Genomic DNA, 19,217 nt, shown 5'->3' on the forward strand with positions numbered 1-19,217 from the left:
ACCTCGGCGACGTCGACGCCCAGACCGTCGGCGGGGCGATCGCCACCGCCACCCACGGCACCGGCCTCGGGCTCGGCACCCTCGCGACCCGGGTCACGAGCCTGGAGCTGGTCACCGCGGACGGCGCCGTCCGCACGCTGACCCGTGACGACCCGGAGACCCTCGCCGCGGCGCGGGTGTCGCTCGGCGCGCTCGGCGTCGTCACCGCCGTCGGGCTGGACGTGGTCCCGGCGTTCCGGCTCCGCGCGCGGGACCGGCCGATGCCACTGGCCGAGACGCTGTTCCGGCTCGACGAGCTCGTCCACGGCCACGACCACGTCGAGTTCCACCTGTTCCCGCACACCGACACGGCGCTGATGCGGGTCAACGACCGCACCGGCTCCCCGGCCGCCCCGCAGGGCGCGCTGTCGCGTTTCGTCGACGAGACGCTGCTGCAGAACCGTGCCCTGGATGTGGCGTGCCGGGCCGGGCGCGCCGCGCCGGCGGTGATCCCGCTGCTCAACCGGGCCGCGGTCGCGGCACTGCGCCCGGTCGAGCGCACCGACCGCAGCCACCGGGTGTTCTGTACCCGGCGCACCGTGCGCTTCACCGAGACCGAGTGGGCGATGCCGCGCGCCGCCGCGCACGACGCCGTGCGCGCGATCCACCTGGCCGGCAGCCGGCACGACGTCAACCTCCCGATCGAGGTCCGGTTCGCCGCCGCCGACACCGACGCGTTCCTCAGCCCGGCATGGGACCGCGACACCGTCTACGTCGCCGCGCACATGTACCGGGGGATGGCGTGGGAGCCCTACTTCCGGGCCGTGGGCGACATCGCCCGCTCGTTCGGCGGGCGCCCGCACTGGGGCAAGCGCCACCTGCTCGACGCCGCCGACCTGGCACCGCTCTACCCGGCCTGGGACCGGTTCGCGGCGGTCCGCGACCGCCTGGACCCGCAGCGCCGGTTCACCAACCCGCACATCGCCCGCGTCCTCGGTTGACCCACGGGGCAGGGTGGACGGGTGCATGTCGACGAGCTGACCACCCCCGCGCTGCTGGTCGAGCGGGAGACCCTGCGGTCCAACCTGGACACGATGAGCGCAGCGCTGCCGGGAGCGCGCCTGCGCCCGCACGTCAAGGCGCACAAGTGCAGTGAGCTGGCCCGCCGCCAGCGTGACGACGGCCATCCCGGTTTCACCTGCGCCACCGTCCGGGAGTGCGAGGTGCTCGCCGCGGCCGGTCTCGGCGGGGACCTGCTGCTGGCCAACGAGGTGCTCGACACCGCACGGCTCGGCGCGCTGGTCCGCGACGGCTCGCGGGTCACCCTGGCCGTGGACTCCCGGGAGACGATCGCGGCCGCGGTGCGCGGCGGGGTGCGCGAGGTCGTCATCGACGTCGCGGTGGGGCTCCCGCGCTGCGGCGCCCCGCCGGAACGCGCGGTCGACCTGGCCCGCGACGCCGGACGCGCCGGGCTCGAGGTGCGCGGCGTGATGGGCTACGAGGGCCACCTGATGATGGTCCGTCCGGAGGCCGAGCGGGCCCGGATGGTGACCGAGGCGGTGACGCCGCTGGCGCGGGTCGCCGCGGAGCTGGCCCGGGAGGGACTCGTGGCGTCCGATCTGGTCACCGGCGGCGGCACCGGGACCTACCGGGAGAACACCGCCGTCACCGAGGTCCAGGCCGGCTCGTACGCGCTGATGGACACCGCCTACGCCGAGCAGGGCCTGCCGTTCGGCCAGGCCCTGTCCGTACTCGGCACCGTGACCTCGGTCTCGGACGCGCACGCCGTCGTCGACGCGGGGCTCAAGGCGATGAGCCTCGACCACGGCAACCCGACCGTGCCCGGCGCGCAGGTCTGGTTCTGCTCCGACGAGCACACGACGTTCGCCCCGGAGGCCCGCGTGCACGTCGGCGACCGCATCCGGGTGCTGCCCTCGCACGTCGACCCGACCGTCGCCCTGCACGAGGCGATGTACCTCGTCGACGGCGACACCGTCCTCGAGCGCTGGCCGGTCGACATGCGCGGCTGGTGACCGGGCCCGACTGATCCGACTAGCGGGCGGGCTCCAACCGGATGACGACCCACTTGGAGGTCGGCGTGCGGCTCTGCTCGGAGTACGACTCCAGCGGGACCAGCGGGTTCGTCTCCGGGTAGTAGGCCGCCACGCAGCCCTTCGGGGTCGAGTAGGAGACCAGGCGGAACCCGTCGGCTCGGCGCTCGACTCCGTCGGTCCACTCGCTGATGAGGTCGACCATGTCGCCGTCGGCGTGGCCCAGCTCGCGCAGGTCCTCGTCCGAGATGAACACCACCCGACGTCCGGCGTGGACGCCGCGGTAACGGTCGTCGAGGCCGTAGATCGTCGTGTTGAACTGGTCGTGGCTGCGGATCGTCTGCAGCACCAGCCGCCCCTCGGGCACCGAGGTGACCGTCATCGGGCTGACCGTGAACTCGGCCATGCCGGACGCGGTCGGGAACGTCCGGGAGTCGCGCGGCGGGTGCGCCAGGGTGAAGCCGCCCCGGCGGGCGATCTTCTCGGTGTAGGCCTCGCAGCCGGGGACGACGCGCCCGATCCGGTCCCGGATCCGGTCGTAGTCGGCCGCGAACGACGCCCACGGGATGCCGTAGCGGTCGCCCAGGGTGGCCTGGGCGATGCCGCAGAGGATGTCCACCTCGGAGCGCAGCAGCTCACCGACCGGCGTGGACCGGCCGCGGGAGGCGTGCACGGCCGACATCGAGTCCTCGACGGTGACCCGCTGCACGCGTCCGCCCGTCAGGTCCTTCTCGGTGCGCCCGAGCGTGGGCAGGATCAGCGCGTCCCCGCCTGCGGTGACGTGGCTGCGGTTGAGCTTGGTGGAGATCTGCACGGTCAGCCGGCACGACTCCAGGGCCTTCTCGGTGACCTCGGTGTCCGACATCGCCGCGGCGAAGTTGCCGCCCAGCCCGACGAAGACCGACGCCCGGCCGTCGCGCAGCGCCTGCACCGAGGCGATCGCGTCGAAGCCGTGCTCGCGCGGCGGCTCGAAGCCGAACTCCTCGCCGAGCGCGGCCAGGAACGAGTCCGGGACCTGCTCCCAGATGCCCATGGTGCGGTCGCCCTGCACGTTGGAGTGCCCGCGGACCGGGCACAGCCCGGCACCCGGCTTGCCGATCATGCCCTGGAGCAGGGCGACGTTGACGAACTCCTTGATCGTGGCGACGGCGTTGCGGTGCTGGGTGATGCCCATCGCCCAGCAGTTCACGGTCCGCTTCGAGCTCGCCAGCATGTCCGCGGCACGTTCGATCTGGGCCCATTCGAGACCGGTCGCGGCGCAGACGGTCTCCGGGTCGACGTCGGCGACGTGCGCCGCGTAGGCCTGGTAGCCGTCCGTGTGCCGCTCGACGAACTCCCGGTCCACCACGCTGCCCGGCTCGCGCTCCTCGCGGGCCAGCAGCAGGTGCCCGAAGGCCTGCCAGAGGGCGAGGTCGCCGTCCGAGCGGATCTGCAGGAACTCGTCGGCCAGGTCGGTGCCGCGGACGATGCCGCGCGGGGTCTGCGGGTTGTCGAACTTGAGCAGCCCGGCCTCGCGCAGCGGGTTGATCGCCAGGATCTTGGCGCCGTTCTGCTTGGCGATCTCCAGTGCGGAGAGCATCCGCGGGTGGTTCGTGCCCGGGTTCTGCCCGGAGATGACGATCAGCTCGGCCTCGTGGATGTCGCGCAGGCTGACCGAGCCCTTGCCGATCCCGATCGCCTGCGCCAGCCCGACCGAGGTCGACTCGTGGCACATGTTCGAGCAGTCCGGCATGTTGTTCGTGCCGTAGGCGCGGGCGAAGAGCTGGTAGGTGAAGGCGGCCTCGTTCGACGCCCGTCCTGAGGTGTAGAACAGCGCCTCGTCCGGGCTGTCCAGGGCGCGCAGGTGCGCACCCACCAGGTCGAACGCGTCCTCCCAGGAGATCGGCTCGTAGTGCGTGCCCCCGCCCCGGCGCACCATCGGGTGCGTGAGCCGGCCCTGGCTCTCCAGCCAGAACCCGGTGCGCGTGGCCAGGTCGGCGATCGAGTGTTCGGCGAAGAACTCCGGGCCGACCTGGGAGCGGTGGCCCTCCCACGCGACGGCCTTCGCGCCGTTCTCACAGAACTCGGCGGTGTGCCGCTCGCCCGGCTCCGGGTCCGGCCAGGCGCAGCTCATGCAGTCGAACCCGTCGACCTGGTTGAGCCCGAGCAGGTTCTTCGCCGACTTCTTCGGCCCCTGCTGGCGCAGCGACCGCAGCATGCTCACCGCGACCGCCGGCAGACCCGCGGCGTAGGTCTTACGCTCGCTGACCGAGATGTGCCGGTCCTCGGGGTGGGCGGCGGGCGGGTCGATCGGGGGTGTGGACACAGAACCTCGCCAGGCTGGGGAACGGACACGCGGTGGTGATCCACCACCCGCGTGTCCGAGTCTAGGGACGACCGGTCCGCCTCGGTGAGTGTCCTCGCGCACGCGCGGCCGGGCCCGTCCCCGGGCCGGGCTCAGCGGTGGCTGCCGGCGATCTGCCGGGTCACCACCGAGATCCGGTTCCACGCGTTGATCGTGGCGATCGTGGTGACCAGCACCGCGAGAGCCTTCTCGTCGAACTCGTCGGCGGCGGCGTCCCACACCTCGTCCGGGACGGCGTCGCCGCGGTCGGAGAGCCGGGTCGCGGCCTCGGTCAGCGCCAGCGCGGCACGCTCGGCGTCGGTGAACCACGGCGCCTCCCGCCAGGCCGCGACGGCGAACAGCCGCTCGTCGGTCTCGCCGCCGGCCTTCGCGTCGTGCGAGTGCATGTCGACGCAGAAGCCGCACCCGTTGATCTGGCTGGCACGCAGCCGGACCAGCTCCTGGATCGCGTGCGGCAGCGCCGGGTCCCGGGTGGACTTCTCCAGCGCCAGCAGGGCGCGGTAGCTGTCCGGGACGATCGCGTAGGGGTTCTCGATACGTGGCTTCACGGTGTCCTCCGGCTCAGGGGGCGAGCGCGGCGCGGACCCGTTCCGCCGCCGCGGGGGTGTGCGAGACGACGTCGTGGCCGACGTCGGCGATGGTGCGTCCGGCCAGTTCCTGCCGCCAGGCCAGCTCGGCGCGGCGCATGCTCTGCGAGACCGCACAGTGCTGCCGGTAGTCGACGCTCGCGTCGCCTCCCGGGCCGTTGCGCAGGATCTGGGTGCAGCGGAACGCCTCCTCCGGGCCCTCCACCGCCACCACCACGTCGAGCAGCGAGATCTCCTCCGGGGCGCGGGCGAGCCGGAACCCGCCGCGCGGGCCGGAGACCGAGGTGAGGACCCCGGCCCGGACCAGGGCCTGCAGCTGCTTGTTCAGGTACGGCGCGGGCAGGTCGTAGAGCCCGGCCAGACGAGCCGCAGGCACCGGCCCGTGACCGTCCAGCCAGCTCAGGTTGACGCAGGAGTGCATCGCCCACTCCACGCCCTCGGCCATCCGCATATCTGGACTCTAAATATCCAGGATAGTTGATGTCAAGGATATGGCCGGGGCCGTCCCGTCGCGCTCAGCCCGCGGTCACCACGTCCGCGACGCCGGCCGCGGTGGGCAGCGGGGCGGGCCCGTCCAGCATCGGCGCGGAGAGCCAGGCCTCCGGGATGCCGAACGCGTCCACGAGCAGTCGCGCGTGCGGGCGCAGCTCGGCGCACAGCTCGTTGACCAGCGGGCGGATCCGCCGCGACTCGGCCGCGGTGAGCCGCCCCGTCTCCAGGTACCAGGCCCGCTCGCGGTCGATCACCGACAGGACGTGCAGGTCGTAGACCCGCTCCAGCAGGGCCCGGACCTGCGGGTCGGTGTCCGTGCTCGTCCCGCCTTCGCGGCTCTCGGTAGCGCGCTCGACGGCGTTGCGGAACGACTCCTCGACCACCGCGTCCACGTGCGCCCGGGCCGCGGTCAGCAGCAGGTCCTGCGCGGAGTTGAACACCGTGAACTCGTCGTTGCCCTTGCGCATGGCCGGGGCGAGGGTGCGGATCGCGGTGGCCAGGGTGTCGTCGCGACGGACCTGCAGCAGGGTGCTGCGCCGGCGCCGGTCGGTGATATCGGGCGAGACGCCCGGGACCCGGCGCGGCAGCGAGGCGAGCCCGGTGCGCTCGGCGCCGACGCTGGCCAGCTGGCGTCCGAGCAGCGGGGCGATGCCGAGCGGGTTGCCCTTCTTGATCGTCCGGCCGTAGTCGGAGAGCAGCTCCTTGGCCAGCAGCTGCAGCAGGACGGTGTTGTCGCCCTCGAACGTGGTGAACACGTCGGTGTCGGCCTTGAGCGCCGGCAGCAGGTTCTCCTCCAGGTACCCGGCGCCGCCGCAGGCCTCGCGGCAGGTCTGGATCGTCGCCGTGGCGTGCCAGGTGGCGATCGCCTTGATCCCGGCCGCGGACTGCTCGAGCCGGCGCTGCTCCCGGGCGCCGACGGCCGGCTTGCCCGGAGCCTGGATCTCGTGCATCCGGGCCACCAGGTCGTCCTGGGCGAACTGCATCGCGTAGCTCGTGGCCAGTGCGGGCAGCAGCTTGCGCTGATGGGCGAGGTAGTCCAGAACGGCGATCTCCTCGCCGGAGGAGGGGTCGGAGAACTGGCGGCGCTGCTCGCCGTAGCGGACCGCCAGTGTCAGCGCCTTCTGCGCGGCCGCACCGGCACCGCCCGCGACGCTGATCCGGCCGCGGACCAGCGTGCCCAGCATGGTGAAGAAGCGCGCGGTCTCGTTGTCGATCGAGCTGGAGTAGGTGCCGTCCGCGGCGACGTCGGCGAAGTGGTTGAGCAGGTTCTCGCGCGGGACCCGCACGCCGGCGAACGCCAGCCGGCCGTTGTCGACACCGTTCAGGCCGGCCTTGCGGCCGTCGTCGGTGACCTCGACGCCGGGCAGCACGGTGCCGTTCTCGTCGCGCAGCGGGACCAGGAACGCGTGCACGCCGGGTGACTTCTCACCGACGTGCAGCTGCGCGAACACGACCGCCATCCGGCCGTCGCGGGCGGCGTTGCCGATGTAGTCCTTGCGCGCCCCGGGGTGCGGGGTGTCGATCACGAACTCCTCGGTGGCCCGGTCGTAGGTGGCCGTGGTGTGCAGGTGCTGCACGTCCGAGCCGTGCCCGGTCTCGGTCATGGCGAAGCAGCCGAGCAGCTCGCCGTCGATGATCTTGCGCAGGTATTTTTCGTGGTGACGAGAAGTACCCAGGACCTGCACGGCGCCACCGAACAGGCCCCACTGCACGCCCGCCTTGACCAGTAGGGACAGGTCCCCGTAGGCGAGCATGGCGAACGAGGTGACGACGCCGCCCACGTCCCCCTGGCCGCCGACGGACGGGTCGAAGCCGGTGAGCGGGCGGCCGGAGGCGATCAGGGGCTTGAGCGCCTCGAGCACCCAGGCCCGGTACTGCTCGGAGGTGAAGTCCGGGTCGGCGGCCAGGCCGTACCGGCCCATCTGCTCGCGGGTCTCGTCCCGGACGTTCGCCCAGCGCCCGTCGACGACGTGGCGCAGGGCTTCGACGGAGGGAGCGGGGGTGGGTGTGCGAGTCATGAATCCTCCTGCACATGGGATGCCAGGCCGGAGAGTCCGGACCAGGCCAGGTCGGTGAGGTGTGTGGCGAGCCGCGCGCGGGTCATGCCGCTCGGCCGGACCAGCCAGTCGTCCGCCGCGCCGCGGACCAGTCCGACGACGGCGTGGCCCCAGGGGCGGGCGGCGTCGCCGGGTTCGGTGCCGGTACTGCGCAGACGGTCCCCGATGACCGTCGCGATCTCGTCGCCGATGACGGAGACCAGGTCGTTCACCGGATCGGCTGACTGCGGTGGCGTCGTGGCCCGGGAGCCGCTGGGCTGGACGAGCAACGGCCGGTGGACCACGAAGCGGTAGAGCTCGGGATCGGACTCGATGAGTCGGAGATAGGCGTCGATCCCGGCCGAGACCGCGGAGCGCGGCCCGCCGTCCGGGGCGGTCATCGCCTCGGTGGTGGCTCGCCGGATCTCGCCCACGAGCACGGCCGCGACGGACTCGCACACCGCGGTGTAGAGCCCGCTCCGGTCACCGAAGTGCCGGTAGACCACGGTCTTGCTGGTCCCGGCGGACGCGGCGACGTCGTCCATCCCGACGCCGGCGCCGTGCCGGCGGATGGCGCCGATCGCGGCGCCGACCAGCTGGGTGCGCCGCTGCTCGCGGTGGGCGTCCCAGCGGCTGTCGCGTCGATCCCGTGCCGTCTTCACGGCACCCACGGTACCGTGTACCGTAAGTATCGGCTACCGGTGGTACGCAGACGTACGTCACCGCACCGACACCAGGGCCGGCCCGCGGCCCGCATCCCAGGAGGGACGTCCCCATGCCTGCCAGCACCCGGCGCGCCGCCGTCATCGGCGGCAACCGGATCCCGTTCGCCCGCGCGAACGGCGCCTACTCCCGCGCGTCCAACCTCGACATGCTCACCGCCACCCTCGACGGTCTGGTGGCCCGCTTCGGGCTCTCCGGCGAGCGGCTCGGCGAGGTCGTCGCCGGTGCGGTCCTGAAGCACTCGCGCGACTTCAACCTCACGCGCGAGGCCGTCCTGGGCAGCCGCCTGGACCCGGCGACCGCCGCATACGACGTCCAGCAGGCGTGCGGCACCGGCCTGCAGGCCGCGATCGCGGTGGCCAACAAGATCGCCCTGGGGCAGATCGAGAGCGGCGTCGCCGGCGGTGTGGACACCGCCTCCGACGCCCCGATCGCGCTGCACGACGACCTGCGCCGCGTCCTGGTCCGGCTCAACGCCGCGAAGTCGCCGGTGGACCGGCTCAAGCTGGTCGGGCAGCTGCGCCCGGGCCAGATCGTGCCGGAGATCCCGCAGAACTCCGAGCCGCGCACCGGCCTGTCGATGGGCGAGCACGCCGCCCGCACGGCGCTGGAGTGGGGCATCGGCCGGGCCGAGCAGGACGAGCTCACCGCGGCCAGCCACCAGCACCTCGCCGCCGCCTACGACCGCGGCTTCTTCGACGACCTGGTCACGCCGTACCTGAAGCTCACCAAGGACAACAACCTGCGCGCCGACTCGTCGGTGGAGAAGCTGGGCAAGCTCAAGCCGGTCTTCGGTAAGGGACCCGACGCGACCATGACCGCCGGCAACTCCACGCCGCTCACGGACGGCTCCGCGCTGGTGCTCCTCGGCTCCGACGAGTGGGCCGCCGAGCACCGGCTGCCGGTGCTGGCGCACGTGGTGGACTCCGAGACCGCGGCCGTGGACTACGTGCACGGCCCGGACGGGCTGCTCACAGCGCCGGTCTACGCGGTGCCGCGGATGCTCGCCCGCAACGGTCTGACGCTGCAGGACTTCGACCTCTACGAGATCCACGAGGCGTTCGCGTCCACGGTGCTGGCCACCCAGAAGGCGTGGGAGGACGCGGCGTTCGCCAAGGAGCGCCTCGGCCTCGACGCCCCGCTGGGCCCGATCGACATCACGAAGCTGAACGTGGCCGGCTCCTCGCTGGCCGCCGGGCACCCGTTCGCCGCGACCGGCGGGCGGATCGTCGCCACCCTGGCCAAGCTCCTGCGCGAGCGGGCCACCGAGGAGAACAAGGACCAGCGCGGCCTGATCTCGATCTGCGCCGCGGGCGGCCAGGGCGTCGTCGCGATCCTGGAGGCGAAGGCATGAGCAACGACCTTCTGAGCAACCTCTCGAACACTCCCGTCGCCAAGCAGCTCGGGCTCCCGACGGTCCCGCGCCTGCGCCGGTTCGAGCCGGGGCAGGCGCTGCTCTCCGGCCCGGTACTGGTCACGAGCGTCGGCGACGGCCGGTTCGCCAAGCCGATCTCCGCGCTCGTGGAGGAGAACGGGCAGCGCGTCGTGACCGCCGAGAGGAGCGAGAGCAGAACGAGCATCGACACCGCAGGTGAGGAGAAGCTGAACGCGGCGGTGCTGGACCTGACCGGCGCGACGACGCTGGCCGACCTGGCCGCGGCAAGGGAGATCCTCACCCCCGCGGTGAAGAAGCTCGGTCCGTCCGGGCGCGTCCTGCTGCTCGGCGCCGAGCCGGGTGAGGCGTCCGGGGCGGAGGCCGCCGCGGTCGCCCAGTCGCTCGACGGGTTCGTCCGCTCGATCGGCAAGGAGCTGCGCTTCGGCGCCACCGCGAACCTGCTGATCGTCTCCGGCGACGCGGCACCGTCCGCGGTGGACTCGTCGGTCCGGTTCTTCCTGTCCTCCCGCTCGGCCTACGTGGACGGGCAGAACGTGCACGTCGGCGCGCCGGTCGGGCCGACGCTCGACCCGGCCGGGATGGACGACCCGCACGACCCGGACCTGCCCCTGCGCGGGCGCGTCGCCGTCGTCACCGGGGCGGCCCGCGGGATCGGCGCCGCGATCGCCGACACCCTGGCCCGCGACGGCGCGACGATCGTCGCCGTGGACATCCCCGCGGCGGGCGAGGGTCTGGCGAAGACCGCGAACCGCACCGGCGGCACCGCGCTGCAGCTCGACATCACCGCCGACGACGCCCCCGCGCGCCTGATCTCGCACCTCGAGCAGCGCCACGGCGGTGTGGACCTCGTGGTGCACAACGCCGGCATCACCCGGGACAAGCTGCTGGCCAACATGACCGAGGACCGCTGGAACTCGGTGCTCGCGGTGAACCTCGGGGCCCAGCTGAAGATCAACGCGGCGCTGCTGGAGAGCTCGGTCCTGAACGAGGCGGCCCGGATCGTCTGCGTGTCCTCGCAGAGCGGCATCGCCGGCAACCGCGGCCAGACGAACTACGCCGCGTCCAAGGCCGGTGTGATCGGCATGGTCCGTGCGCTGGCGCCGAAGTTCGCCGAGCGCGGCGCGACGATCAACGCGGTCGCGCCCGGGTTCATCGAGACCGAGATGACCGGCCACATGCCGATCGGTACCCGCGAGGCCGGACGACGGGTGAACAGCCTCAAGCAGGGTGGCCTGCCGGTGGACGTCGCGGAGACGATCGGCTGGCTCGGGCAGGCCGAGAGCGGCGGCGTCAACGGGCAGGTCGTGCGCGTGTGCGGCCAGTCGATGCTGGGGGCCTGATGACCGCCTCTGTGGACCGGAAGGTCACCGAGCTGGACGGGCCGCCGTCGCTCGGGCCGCTCTACGCCCGCGCGGCCGCCGGCGCCGCGCTGCCCGGTGGTGGCGGGCGCGATCTCCCGGCGCGCGAGATCGTGCGCCGCGGGGTGAGCGTCGAGCAGGAGCACCTCGCCGACTACGCCCTGGCCTGCGGGTTCGGCATCGGCGGCGCGCTGCCGCTGACCTACCCGCACGTGCTGGCGTTCCCGCTGCAGGTCGTGCTGATGGCCGACCGGTCGTTCCCGCTGCCGCTGCCCGGGCTGGTGCACCTGGCCAACCGGATCACCGCGCACCGGGCCGTCACGCCGGACGAGACGCTGGACCTGCGGGTGCACGCGGACCGGTTCGTCGCCCATCCGAAGGGTGCGCAGGTGGACCTCGTCGCCGAGGCCCGTGTGGGCGAGGAGCTGGTGTGGGAGGGGCGCAGCACCTACCTGGCCCGGGGCGCCGAGGCACCGGCGGACAACCCGCCGGGCACCGACATCGCCGAGCCGTCGACCCCCACCGGGACCGGCGCCGCCACCTGGAAGGTCGCCGGTGACACCGGGCGGCGCTACGCCGCGGCCAGCGGCGATGTCAACCCGATCCACCTGCACCCGCTCACGGCGAAGGCGATGGGCTTCCCGCGCGCGATCGCGCACGGCATGTGGACCGCCGCCCGGGCCGTGGCGGCGTTGCAGGGCCGGATCCCGGACGCCGCGACCTACGACGTGGTGTTCCGCAAGCCGCTGCTCCTGCCGTCCACCGTGGAGCTGGTGACCGAGCGCTCCGGGCCGGACTGGTCCCTGGCCGTCCGCTCCGCACGCAAGCCGGACAAGGTGCACCTGACCGGCCGCGTCACCCCCGCCTGACCCCGCACCCGCACCCGGCGCAGACGAGCGGCGATCTCGTCGCAACAGTTCCGACGGGAGCTCCGCTCGCTGCGCGGAGCCGGGTTCGGCGACCTTGGGCGAGCGGCGCTCTCGTCGCAATGGTTCGGACGAGAGCGCCGCTCGTTCGCGCGAGTGAGCCCGAGCTAGTGACACCGGACGGGCGGTTGGTAGAGAATCGGCGTGTGGCGTGGGCAGCGTGGCCCACGTCACCCTGGGAGGTCCCGTGTCCGGATCCGACGCGCCGATCGAGGAGCCCACGTTCGGGCTCTGGTACGACTTCCGCAATCCCGACCCGGACCGACCGTTCTCCCGGTTCTACGCCGAGGTCCTGGACCAGATCGCGTGGGCGGAGAGCCTCGGTCTGGGATCGGTCTGGCTCACCGAGCACCACTTCTGCGACGACGGCTACAGCCCCTCGCCGTTCGTGCTGGCCGCCGCGATCGGGCAGCGCACGACGTCGATGCGGATCGGCACGAACCTGATCGTCTCGCCGCTGCACGACCCGATCCGCCTCGCCGAGGACGCCGCGACGCTCTCGCTGCTCACCGGCGGCCGGTTCGACCTCGGCGTCGGGCAGGGCTACTGGGAACGCGAGTTCGCGGCGTTCGGCAAGAAGGTGGTGAACCGGCCGAGCCTGCTGGAGGAGGGCGTCGCGGTGATCCGTCGCGCCTGGTCCGGGTCCCGGGAGCCGTTCGAGGGCAGGCGCTACTCGCTGCCCGCGCTGCCGGTCACGCCGGTGCCCGAGCGGCCGCCGCGGCTGCTCGTCGGTGCCATGGCCGACGTCGCGATCGAGCGCGCGGCCCGGATCGCCGACGGGTTCCTCAGCACCCAGAACGCGCACCAGGCGTCCTACCTCGCCGCGTGCGAGCGGGTCGGGCGCCCGGTCGCCGACGCCAGGATCTACGCCGGGCAGTGGGCGGTGATCGCCGAGGATCCGGAGCGGACCTGGGCCCGGATCGGTGGGCACGCCCTCTACCAGCTCAACGAGTACATCTCCTGGGGCGCGTTCGGGCCGCCGGACGAGGTCCCGCGCTTCCCGGACGCGCAGTCGATCGTGGACGCGGGCGCGTTCCAGCTGTGGGACGGCGCCACCGCGGTCGCCGAGCTCACGGCGCTGCTGCGCGGATGCCCGCAGATCCGCGACGTGCACTTCTGGGCGCAGCTGCCGGGCGAGAGCGTCGAGTCCGGTTCCGAGCGCGTCGAGTACCTGGCGACGCAGGTGATGCCGCAGGTGCGGGCGGCGCTGCGGAACTAGCGTTTCGGACCGAACTCGGCACCTGAACCGGTTCAGGAAACGGAACAGATCCGAAACGGCGTGACTTCCGTTCCCGACATGTTCAGCATTCAGTTCTTGACGATGGTCTGACGGTCCGGGGCTCGTATCCCGCGCCACCCGACGGCCATGCTGGACGGAGTGGTCCCGGCGCCGCCGGGTCCACCGCAACGGGAGGAGTCCCATCGTGCAGACCACCGACATCCTGGTCCGTGCCGAGCCGGCGCGGTCCGACCGCAACGACGCCACCGAGGCCGACGAGTCGCACATCGTGCGCGGGCTCGACTAGGTTCCGCGCGCTCCCTGGTCGTGCCCGATTCACCCGGTACGACCGGACACTCCCGCACCGACACGCCGGGCGCGCAGATCGCGGGCAACCCGGGGGCGCCCGAGGCGTCGACTCTGCGGGGGACGGGCCACCGCTCGTACCCCGAGCGAGGAGTTCGAGGAGTTCGATGAGCGACATCCGCCGCATCCGAGGCCGTCGCCGGGCCGTCATCGCCGGCATGGTCGCGACGGCCGGTCTGGTGCTCGCCGGAACGGCACTGGCCGGAACCCCCGCCGCGGAGGCCGCGTACCGGGAGGCGCAGGTCCCGGGCACCCCGTGCACGGTCACCGCCAAGGCGTGCGTGGACCTGGACTCGCAGAAGGCGTGGCTGATCCGGGACGGCAAGATCCTGCGCGGTCCGGTGCCGGTCGCGACCGGCGGCAACGGGCAGGCCACCCCGGTCGGCCACTCGCTGCGCGTCTACCGCAAGGACGCGACGCACGTCAGCCAGGAGTCGCGGCTGCCCAGCGGCGCACCCGCGCCGATGCCGCTCTCGGTGTTCTTCAACGACGGTGGGATCGCCTTCCACAGCGGCAGCCCGAACCGCTCGTCGGCCGGGTGCGTGCACCTCAACCGGGCGGACGCGCAGGCCTGGTTCGACTACCTGCAGGTCGGGGACAAGGTCCAGGTCCTCTCGGCGAAGGCGGAGAAGGCGGCGCGGGCGCAGCGGTAGCCGCGGGTCACCTGCCGCACGCCGCGGCGGCCGGGCGCGGCTAGGGTCGGGCGCATGCTGGTCGAGCGCATGCGCCCGTTCACCTCGACGATCTTCACGGAGATCTCGCGCCTGGCCGTCGAGACCGGGGCGATCAACCTGGGACAGGGCTTCCCGGACACCGACGGCCCGGCGTCACTGCTCGCCGACGCCGCGCACAACATCACCGACGCCGGTCGCAACCAGTACCCGCCCGGCCCCGGCATGATCGAGCTGCGCGAGGCCGTCGCCGCGCACCAGAAGCGGTTCTACGACCTCGACGTCGACCCGGCGGACGTGCTGGTCACGGTCGGGGCCACTGAGGCGATCGCGTCCACGCTTCTCGGACTGTGCACGGCCGGGGACGAGGTCGTCACGTTCGAGCCGTACTACGACTCCTACGCCGCCTCGGTCGCGCTGTCCGGCGCGACCCTGCGCACCGTCCCGTTGCGGGCGCCGGACTTCACGTTCGACCCCGACGAGCTGCGGGCCGCCTTCTCCTCCCGGACGAAGGTCGTGCTGGTCAACTCCCCGCACAACCCGACCGGCGCGGTGTTCTCCCGGGAGCAGCTCACCCTGATCGGCGAGCTCGCCGCCGAGTTCGACGCCGTCGTGGTGACCGACGAGGTCTACGAGCACATGACCTTCGACGGCACCCCGCACGTCCCGATGGCCACGCTGCCGGGGATGGCCGAGCGCACGCTGACGATCTCCTCGGCCGGCAAGACGTTCTCGGTGACCGGCTGGAAGGTCGGCTGGGTGCACGGCCCGCCGGAGCTGGTCGGCGCGGCGCGGACGGTCAAGCAGTTCCTCACGTTCCACGGCGGCGCGCCGCTGCAGCCTGCGGTGGCGAATGCCCTGGCCCTCGACGACGCGTTCTACTCGGCCGTGATCACCGATCTGACCCGCAAGCGCGACCTGCTCTCCGAGGGCCTGCGCGCGGCCGGGTTCGACGTGTTCGCCACCCACGGCACGTACTTCGTGGTGACCGACGCCCGCCCGCTGGGCTTCGACGACGGTTTCGACCTGGCCTACAAGCTGCCCGAGCTGTGCGGGGTGGCCGCGGTGCCGGTGTCGGTGTTCGCCGGGACGCCGGAGGGTGCCGAGGCGATGCGCCCGTTCGTGCGGTTCGCGTTCTGCAAGCGCGACGAGGTGCTCACCGAGGCCGTCGGACGCCTGGCGGGGCTGCGGGACAAGGCCTGAGCCGGAAGCCTGCGCAGCCGCGCGTCGACACCGCGATACGTGTCCGATCCGTTCACGACGGGTGATGCGCCGGCGGCCAGGATGGACGGCATGAGTCGCGAGTCCCGCCACATCAGCACCGTCATCGGCGCTGAGCCCGCCGCCGTCCACGCGTTCGCCGGCGACCCGGCGAACCTGCCCCGCTGGGCGGCCGGGCTGAGCGGGAGCGTGGCCTACGTCGACGGCCGGTGGCGGGCCGAGTCGCCGATGGGCACGGTCACCGTCACCTTCGCCCCGGCCAACGAGTGGGGCGTGCTCGACCACGACGTCGAGCTGCCCTCCGGCGAGGTGACGCACAACCCGCTGCGCGTGACCGCGCACCCCGACGGCGCCGAGATGGTGTTCAGCCTGCGCCGGGCCGACGGTGTCACCGACGACGAGTTCGAACGCGACGCCGCCGCGGTCACCGCCGACATGGCCCGCCTCAAGCAGCTGCTCGAGCCCTGAACCCCGCACCGAGCGGCACGTGGCTGTCGTCGTCGCATGATCGTCAAGCAGTGACGTGCCGCTCGGCGGCCGGGGTGCCGCGGCGCGCGGCCCGGACCATGGCGCGGCGCAGCAGCAGTCCCATCCCGACCCAGACGACGACCGACTGGACCTGCAGCAGCGGCAGCGCCACGGCCACCGGCAAGGTCGCCGCCGCGACGAGCCGCACGCCGACCTCGAGCGCCATCACGACCGCGCCGACCGCCGTCGACCGGCGCAGCGCCGTGCGGTACTCCGGGTTCACCGACCACTGGTGCTCCATCAGCACGCGCAGGCCCGGACGGTAGGTCTCGCCGGTCGCACGCACCAGGTGGAACAGCAGCGGGCACGCACCGCCGTCACGGCGACCGTGAGCACCACGGGCAGGGCGGACCAGGCCAGTGCCGCCACGTCCGACATCCCGACGCCTGTCAGCAGCAGGTAGAGCAGGTAGGGCAGCGCGACGTCGAGCAGCAGCGACGGTGCCATGCCGCGCAGCACGGTCATCGGAGACGGCCGCCCGGGGCCGGACGCAGGGGGCGCGGCGGAACCGTCCCCGGTGCCACGGGTCCCGGCGGTGCGGACCTCGGCAGGTGTGCTCATCGCGGCGGCTCCTCGTTCGCGGGTGACGACGAGGACGAGCCTGCTCCGCGGGGGCGCCGGGCGGATCAACCCGCGGGCCGAACCCGGGTGGAGACCGCCCGTGCGGTCTCCACCCGGCCGGGGTCTACGCGGGGACGGCCACCCCCATCTTGTGCAGCTCCGGCACCACCTTCTCGCCGAAGAGCTTCAGGCTCGCCTGAACCTTGTCGAACGGCAGCCCGGCGAACGACGGCGCGATGTTCGGCTGGTGGTCGCCGAGCACCTCGATCCGGTGGCGGTACTTCTCCACGATCTGCTCCGGGGTGCCCCAGATCTGGGTGTCGGCGTAGCCGGCCCCGGCCGCCTCCATCCCGGCCTCGCGGATCATGTCCGCCCCGGCCTGGTAGGCCTCGTAGCCGGGGGTCTCTCGCCAGTGCTCCCCGGCGAAGTCGTAGTGCTTGATCACCGAGAGGAAGTAGCGGCCCAGGTACTCCCGCGCGACCCGCTCGGCCTCGTCCGGGTCCTCGTGGCAGTAGACGAAGTCCTGGGTCAGGACCGGCCCCGGCTCGCGGGAGTGCGTCTCCCGGTAGATGTCGCGGTAACGGTTGATCGCCTCCGCGTGCTGCTCGGCGGGGTACTGCATGAACGTCATCATGCGGGCGCCGACCTTCGCCACCGCCGGCACCGAGTCCGGCGACATCGCGACACCGTAGACCCGGTCGGCCCAGCCGAACTCCGGGTCCGGGCCGGGCCGCACGTCCACCCGGGACTGCTTGTAGATCGGGCCGTCGCCCTGGACGTAGCCGTTGCGCAGGCCCTCCATGATCAGCGGCGCGGCCTCGTCGAAGCGCTGCCGTGACGTGCCCATGTCGACGCCGAAGCCCTCGTACTCCATCTTCGCCAGGCCCCGGCCCATGCCGAACAGGACGCGGCCCTGCGAGAGGTGGTCGAGCATCGTGACCTTCTCCACGACCCGCACCGGGTCGTTCCACGGCAGGATCACCGCGCCGGTGCCCAGCTTGATCGTGCTGGTCCGCCCGGCCAGGTACGACATCAGCTGCAGGTTGTCCGGGCACATCGAGTAGTCGTCGAAGTGGTGCTCGGCGGCCCAGACGGAGTCGAACCCGTACTGCTCGGCGAGCACCCCCAGCTCCGTCTCGCGGGTGAACATCTCCCCGTCGGTCATGTTCTCGTGCCAGTTCTGAAACACCAGCAGTACGCCGACCTGCATGAACGTGCCTCCTCGTCGAGGACTTGCCGGACCTGTCGAACGACCGATAGGTACTCGACGCTAGTGGCGCCGGTCACAACGGGTCAATCGCCGCATGCGGTGCCGTGCGCCCGGGGGCGTGCTCACCCTTTCGGCCTAGAATCTCCGGTCATGACGGAAGACGACGGCGACGGCCAGACCCCCGGCCGTTCTGTCGTCGGGTGGCAGGTGCGCCTGCTGCTGGGGTTCGTCGTGGTGCTGGCCAACGTCGGCGGCGCGGCCGTCGTCCTGGTGCTGGCCGCGTTCGTGCTGCCCAGGGAGGGGGTCGCCGACCAGGTCTCGGTACGGATCTACAACCTGGGCGTTCTCGGGGTCTTCCTGCTGGTCGCGGTCCCGCTCGGGCTGTACTGGGGGCGTCGGCGGTTCACGGTCGGGCGGCGGTCCAAGGACCCGGACCGGCGGGCCCGGATGATCGTGCTGCACGGACCGGCCCGGATCGTGCAGATGCTGGCGCTGCTGTGGCTGTCCGCGGTGCTGCTGTTCGGCGGGCTGAACCTGCAGTACTCCGGGCGTCTGGCGTTCTCGGTGACGGCGACGACCGCGATCGGCGGCATCACCACCTGCGCCCTGTGCTACCTGCTCGTGGAGCGGATCCTGCGCCGGTCCGCGGCCCGGGTGCTCTCCGGGGCACCGCCGAGGCGGCGCAGGCTGGTGACCGGGGTGATGCTGCGCTCGGTCGGGTTCTGGGCACTCGGCACGGCCGTCCCGACCATCGGTCTGATGCTCGCCGGGCTGGTCGCGCTGATCTACGGCGACTCCTCGCCCACCCAGCTCGCGGTCACGATCCTGGCCATCGGCGGCACCGCCCTCGCGGTCGGGCTGCTGACCACGATCGGCGCCGCCCGCGCCATGTCCGACCCGGTCGTCGCGGTCCGCCGGGCGCTGGCCCGGGTGCAGGACGGCGACCTCGACGTCCGGGTGCCGGTCTACGACAACACCGAGCTCGGGCAGCTGCAGGCCGGCTTCAACACGATGGTCGACGGCCTGCGCGAGCGGGAGCGGATCCGCGACCTGTTCGGGCGGCACGTCGGGCGGGAGGTGGCCGAGGCCGCCGCCGCCCGCCCGGACGAGATCCGGCTCGGCGGCGAGACGCGGTCGATCGCGGTGCTGTTCGTCGACCTCAACGGGTCGACCACGATGGCCGCCCGCCGCCCTCCGGAGGAGGTCGTCGCCGTGCTGAACCGGTTCTTCGGGGTCGTCGTGGAGTGCGTGGAGCACGCCGGCGGGTGGATCAACAAGTTCGAGGGCGACGCGGCGCTGGCCGTGTTCGGGGCCCCGATGGACCTGCCCGACCCGCCCACCGCGGCGCTCGCTGCGGCCCGCCGGATGGCCGAGCGACTGGCCGCGGAGATGCCCGACATCTCGGCCGGGATCGGTGTCTCGGCCGGTGACGCCGTCGCCGGCAACGTCGGTGACCTGCGACGGTTCGAGTACACGGTGATCGGCGACCCGGTGAACGAGGCGGCGCGGCTGACCGACCTGGCCAAGTCCGTCCCGAGCGGGGTGATCG

Annotated in this window: 18 protein-coding genes; 10 read left to right on the forward strand and 8 right to left on the reverse strand. The window is 72.7% G+C overall.

What is annotated here, in order from left to right:
- Both I4I78_RS15770 and I4I78_RS15775 read left to right on the forward strand, forming a co-directional pair.
- The coding region (locus I4I78_RS15770; protein WP_218612081.1) for a D-arabinono-1,4-lactone oxidase at window positions 1-980 on the forward strand (980 nt) is incomplete at its 5' end.
- A gap of 21 nt (window positions 981-1,001) precedes the next feature.
- On the forward strand, window positions 1,002-2,012 hold the full coding sequence (locus tag I4I78_RS15775; RefSeq protein WP_218612082.1) for an alanine racemase: 1,011 nt from the start codon (window positions 1,002-1,004) through the stop codon (window positions 2,010-2,012).
- A 19-nt stretch (window positions 2,013-2,031) separates the two neighbouring features.
- Here I4I78_RS15775 and I4I78_RS15780 read toward each other — a convergent pair whose 3' ends face one another.
- The 5 genes from I4I78_RS15780 to I4I78_RS15800 all read right to left on the reverse strand — a co-directional run bounded on the left by I4I78_RS15780 (window position 2,032) and on the right by I4I78_RS15800 (window position 8,151).
- Window positions 2,032-4,335: an FdhF/YdeP family oxidoreductase gene (locus I4I78_RS15780; protein ID WP_308252140.1), complete on the reverse strand. Its 2,304-nt coding sequence runs from the start codon at window positions 4,333-4,335 to the stop codon at window positions 2,032-2,034.
- Window positions 4,336-4,466: 131 nt separating this feature from the next.
- On the reverse strand, window positions 4,467-4,922 hold the full coding sequence (locus I4I78_RS15785) for a carboxymuconolactone decarboxylase family protein (RefSeq protein ID WP_218612083.1): 456 nt from the start codon (window positions 4,920-4,922) through the stop codon (window positions 4,467-4,469).
- A gap of 13 nt (window positions 4,923-4,935) precedes the next feature.
- A complete protein-coding gene (locus I4I78_RS15790) occupies window positions 4,936-5,412 on the reverse strand; it encodes an Rrf2 family transcriptional regulator (protein WP_218612084.1) in 477 nt (158 codons plus the stop codon).
- A 64-nt stretch (window positions 5,413-5,476) separates the two neighbouring features.
- Window positions 5,477-7,471 (reverse strand): acyl-CoA dehydrogenase, encoded by a 1,995-nt coding sequence (locus I4I78_RS15795; RefSeq protein ID WP_218612085.1) that lies wholly within the window; start codon window positions 7,469-7,471, stop codon window positions 5,477-5,479.
- Complete coding sequence (locus I4I78_RS15800) at window positions 7,468-8,151, reverse strand: TetR family transcriptional regulator (RefSeq protein ID WP_308252141.1); 684 nt, start codon at window positions 8,149-8,151, stop codon at window positions 7,468-7,470. Before I4I78_RS15800 ends, I4I78_RS15795 begins: the two co-directional genes overlap by 4 nt.
- A 113-nt stretch (window positions 8,152-8,264) precedes the next feature.
- On the opposite strand from I4I78_RS15800, the gene I4I78_RS15805 reads away from it, so the two are divergent.
- From I4I78_RS15805 to I4I78_RS15835, 7 genes are all read left to right on the forward strand, one after another.
- On the forward strand, window positions 8,265-9,566 hold the full coding sequence (locus I4I78_RS15805; protein ID WP_218612087.1) for an acetyl-CoA C-acetyltransferase: 1,302 nt from the start codon (window positions 8,265-8,267) through the stop codon (window positions 9,564-9,566).
- A complete protein-coding gene (locus tag I4I78_RS15810) occupies window positions 9,563-10,948 on the forward strand; it encodes a 3-oxoacyl-ACP reductase (RefSeq protein WP_218612088.1) in 1,386 nt (461 codons plus the stop codon). Before I4I78_RS15805 ends, I4I78_RS15810 begins: the two co-directional genes overlap by 4 nt.
- Window positions 10,948-11,835, forward strand: a complete 888-nt coding sequence (locus I4I78_RS15815; RefSeq protein ID WP_218612089.1) for a MaoC family dehydratase — start codon at window positions 10,948-10,950, stop codon at window positions 11,833-11,835. The genes I4I78_RS15810 and I4I78_RS15815 overlap by 1 nt, the downstream gene beginning before the upstream one ends.
- Before the next feature lie 244 nt (window positions 11,836-12,079).
- Window positions 12,080-13,111 carry an LLM class flavin-dependent oxidoreductase gene (locus tag I4I78_RS15820; protein ID WP_308252142.1) on the forward strand — a complete coding sequence of 344 codons (1,032 nt, stop codon included), beginning with the start codon at window positions 12,080-12,082 and terminating at the stop codon, window positions 13,109-13,111.
- 473 nt (window positions 13,112-13,584) lie between these two features.
- Window positions 13,585-14,130, forward strand: a complete 546-nt coding sequence (locus I4I78_RS15825; RefSeq protein WP_218612090.1) for a L,D-transpeptidase — start codon at window positions 13,585-13,587, stop codon at window positions 14,128-14,130.
- A gap of 54 nt (window positions 14,131-14,184) precedes the next feature.
- Window positions 14,185-15,351 (forward strand): pyridoxal phosphate-dependent aminotransferase, encoded by a 1,167-nt coding sequence (locus I4I78_RS15830; RefSeq protein WP_218612091.1) that lies wholly within the window; start codon window positions 14,185-14,187, stop codon window positions 15,349-15,351.
- A 90-nt stretch (window positions 15,352-15,441) separates the two neighbouring features.
- A complete protein-coding gene (locus I4I78_RS15835) occupies window positions 15,442-15,837 on the forward strand; it encodes an SRPBCC family protein (protein WP_218612092.1) in 396 nt (131 codons plus the stop codon).
- A gap of 43 nt (window positions 15,838-15,880) precedes the next feature.
- On the opposite strand, the gene I4I78_RS15840 is transcribed toward I4I78_RS15835, so the two are convergent.
- The 3 genes from I4I78_RS15840 to I4I78_RS15850 form a co-directional block, all read right to left on the reverse strand.
- A complete protein-coding gene (locus tag I4I78_RS15840; protein ID WP_218612093.1) occupies window positions 15,881-16,144 on the reverse strand; it encodes a hypothetical protein in 264 nt (87 codons plus the stop codon).
- Window positions 16,138-16,458, reverse strand: coding sequence for a hypothetical protein (locus I4I78_RS15845; RefSeq protein ID WP_218612094.1), 321 nt, complete (start codon window positions 16,456-16,458; stop codon window positions 16,138-16,140). Before I4I78_RS15845 ends, I4I78_RS15840 begins: the two co-directional genes overlap by 7 nt.
- A gap of 124 nt (window positions 16,459-16,582) precedes the next feature.
- Window positions 16,583-17,668 carry an LLM class flavin-dependent oxidoreductase gene (locus tag I4I78_RS15850; RefSeq protein ID WP_218612095.1) on the reverse strand — a complete coding sequence of 362 codons (1,086 nt, stop codon included), beginning with the start codon at window positions 17,666-17,668 and terminating at the stop codon, window positions 16,583-16,585.
- A 150-nt stretch (window positions 17,669-17,818) separates the two neighbouring features.
- On the opposite strand from I4I78_RS15850, the gene I4I78_RS15855 reads away from it, so the two are divergent.
- A partial coding sequence (locus tag I4I78_RS15855; RefSeq protein ID WP_218612096.1) for an adenylate/guanylate cyclase domain-containing protein occupies window positions 17,819-19,217 on the forward strand: 1,399 nt, incomplete at its 3' end.

The sequence above is a fragment of the Pseudonocardia sp. KRD291 genome (assembly GCF_019263595.1).
Taxonomy (GTDB): Bacteria; Actinomycetota; Actinomycetes; order Mycobacteriales; family Pseudonocardiaceae; genus Pseudonocardia.

Excerpts from the sequence above, each read along its gene's own strand:
- I4I78_RS15790 (WP_218612084.1), bottom strand. The coding sequence starts at position 5,412 with ATGCGGATGGCCGAGGGCGTGGAGTGGGCGATGCACTCCTGCGTCAAC.
- I4I78_RS15795 (WP_218612085.1), bottom strand. The coding sequence starts at position 7,471 with ATGACTCGCACACCCACCCCCGCTCCCTCCGTCGAAGCCCTGCGCCAC.
- I4I78_RS15805 (WP_218612087.1), top strand. The coding sequence starts at position 8,265 with ATGCCTGCCAGCACCCGGCGCGCCGCCGTCATCGGCGGCAACCGGATC.
- I4I78_RS15810 (WP_218612088.1), top strand. The coding sequence starts at position 9,563 with ATGAGCAACGACCTTCTGAGCAACCTCTCGAACACTCCCGTCGCCAAG.
- I4I78_RS15815 (WP_218612089.1), top strand. The coding sequence starts at position 10,948 with ATGACCGCCTCTGTGGACCGGAAGGTCACCGAGCTGGACGGGCCGCCG.
- I4I78_RS15825 (WP_218612090.1), top strand. The coding sequence starts at position 13,585 with ATGAGCGACATCCGCCGCATCCGAGGCCGTCGCCGGGCCGTCATCGCC.
- I4I78_RS15830 (WP_218612091.1), top strand. The coding sequence starts at position 14,185 with ATGCTGGTCGAGCGCATGCGCCCGTTCACCTCGACGATCTTCACGGAG.
- I4I78_RS15835 (WP_218612092.1), top strand. The coding sequence starts at position 15,442 with ATGAGTCGCGAGTCCCGCCACATCAGCACCGTCATCGGCGCTGAGCCC.
- I4I78_RS15845 (WP_218612094.1), bottom strand. The coding sequence starts at position 16,458 with ATGAGCACACCTGCCGAGGTCCGCACCGCCGGGACCCGTGGCACCGGG.
- I4I78_RS15850 (WP_218612095.1), bottom strand. The coding sequence starts at position 17,668 with ATGCAGGTCGGCGTACTGCTGGTGTTTCAGAACTGGCACGAGAACATG.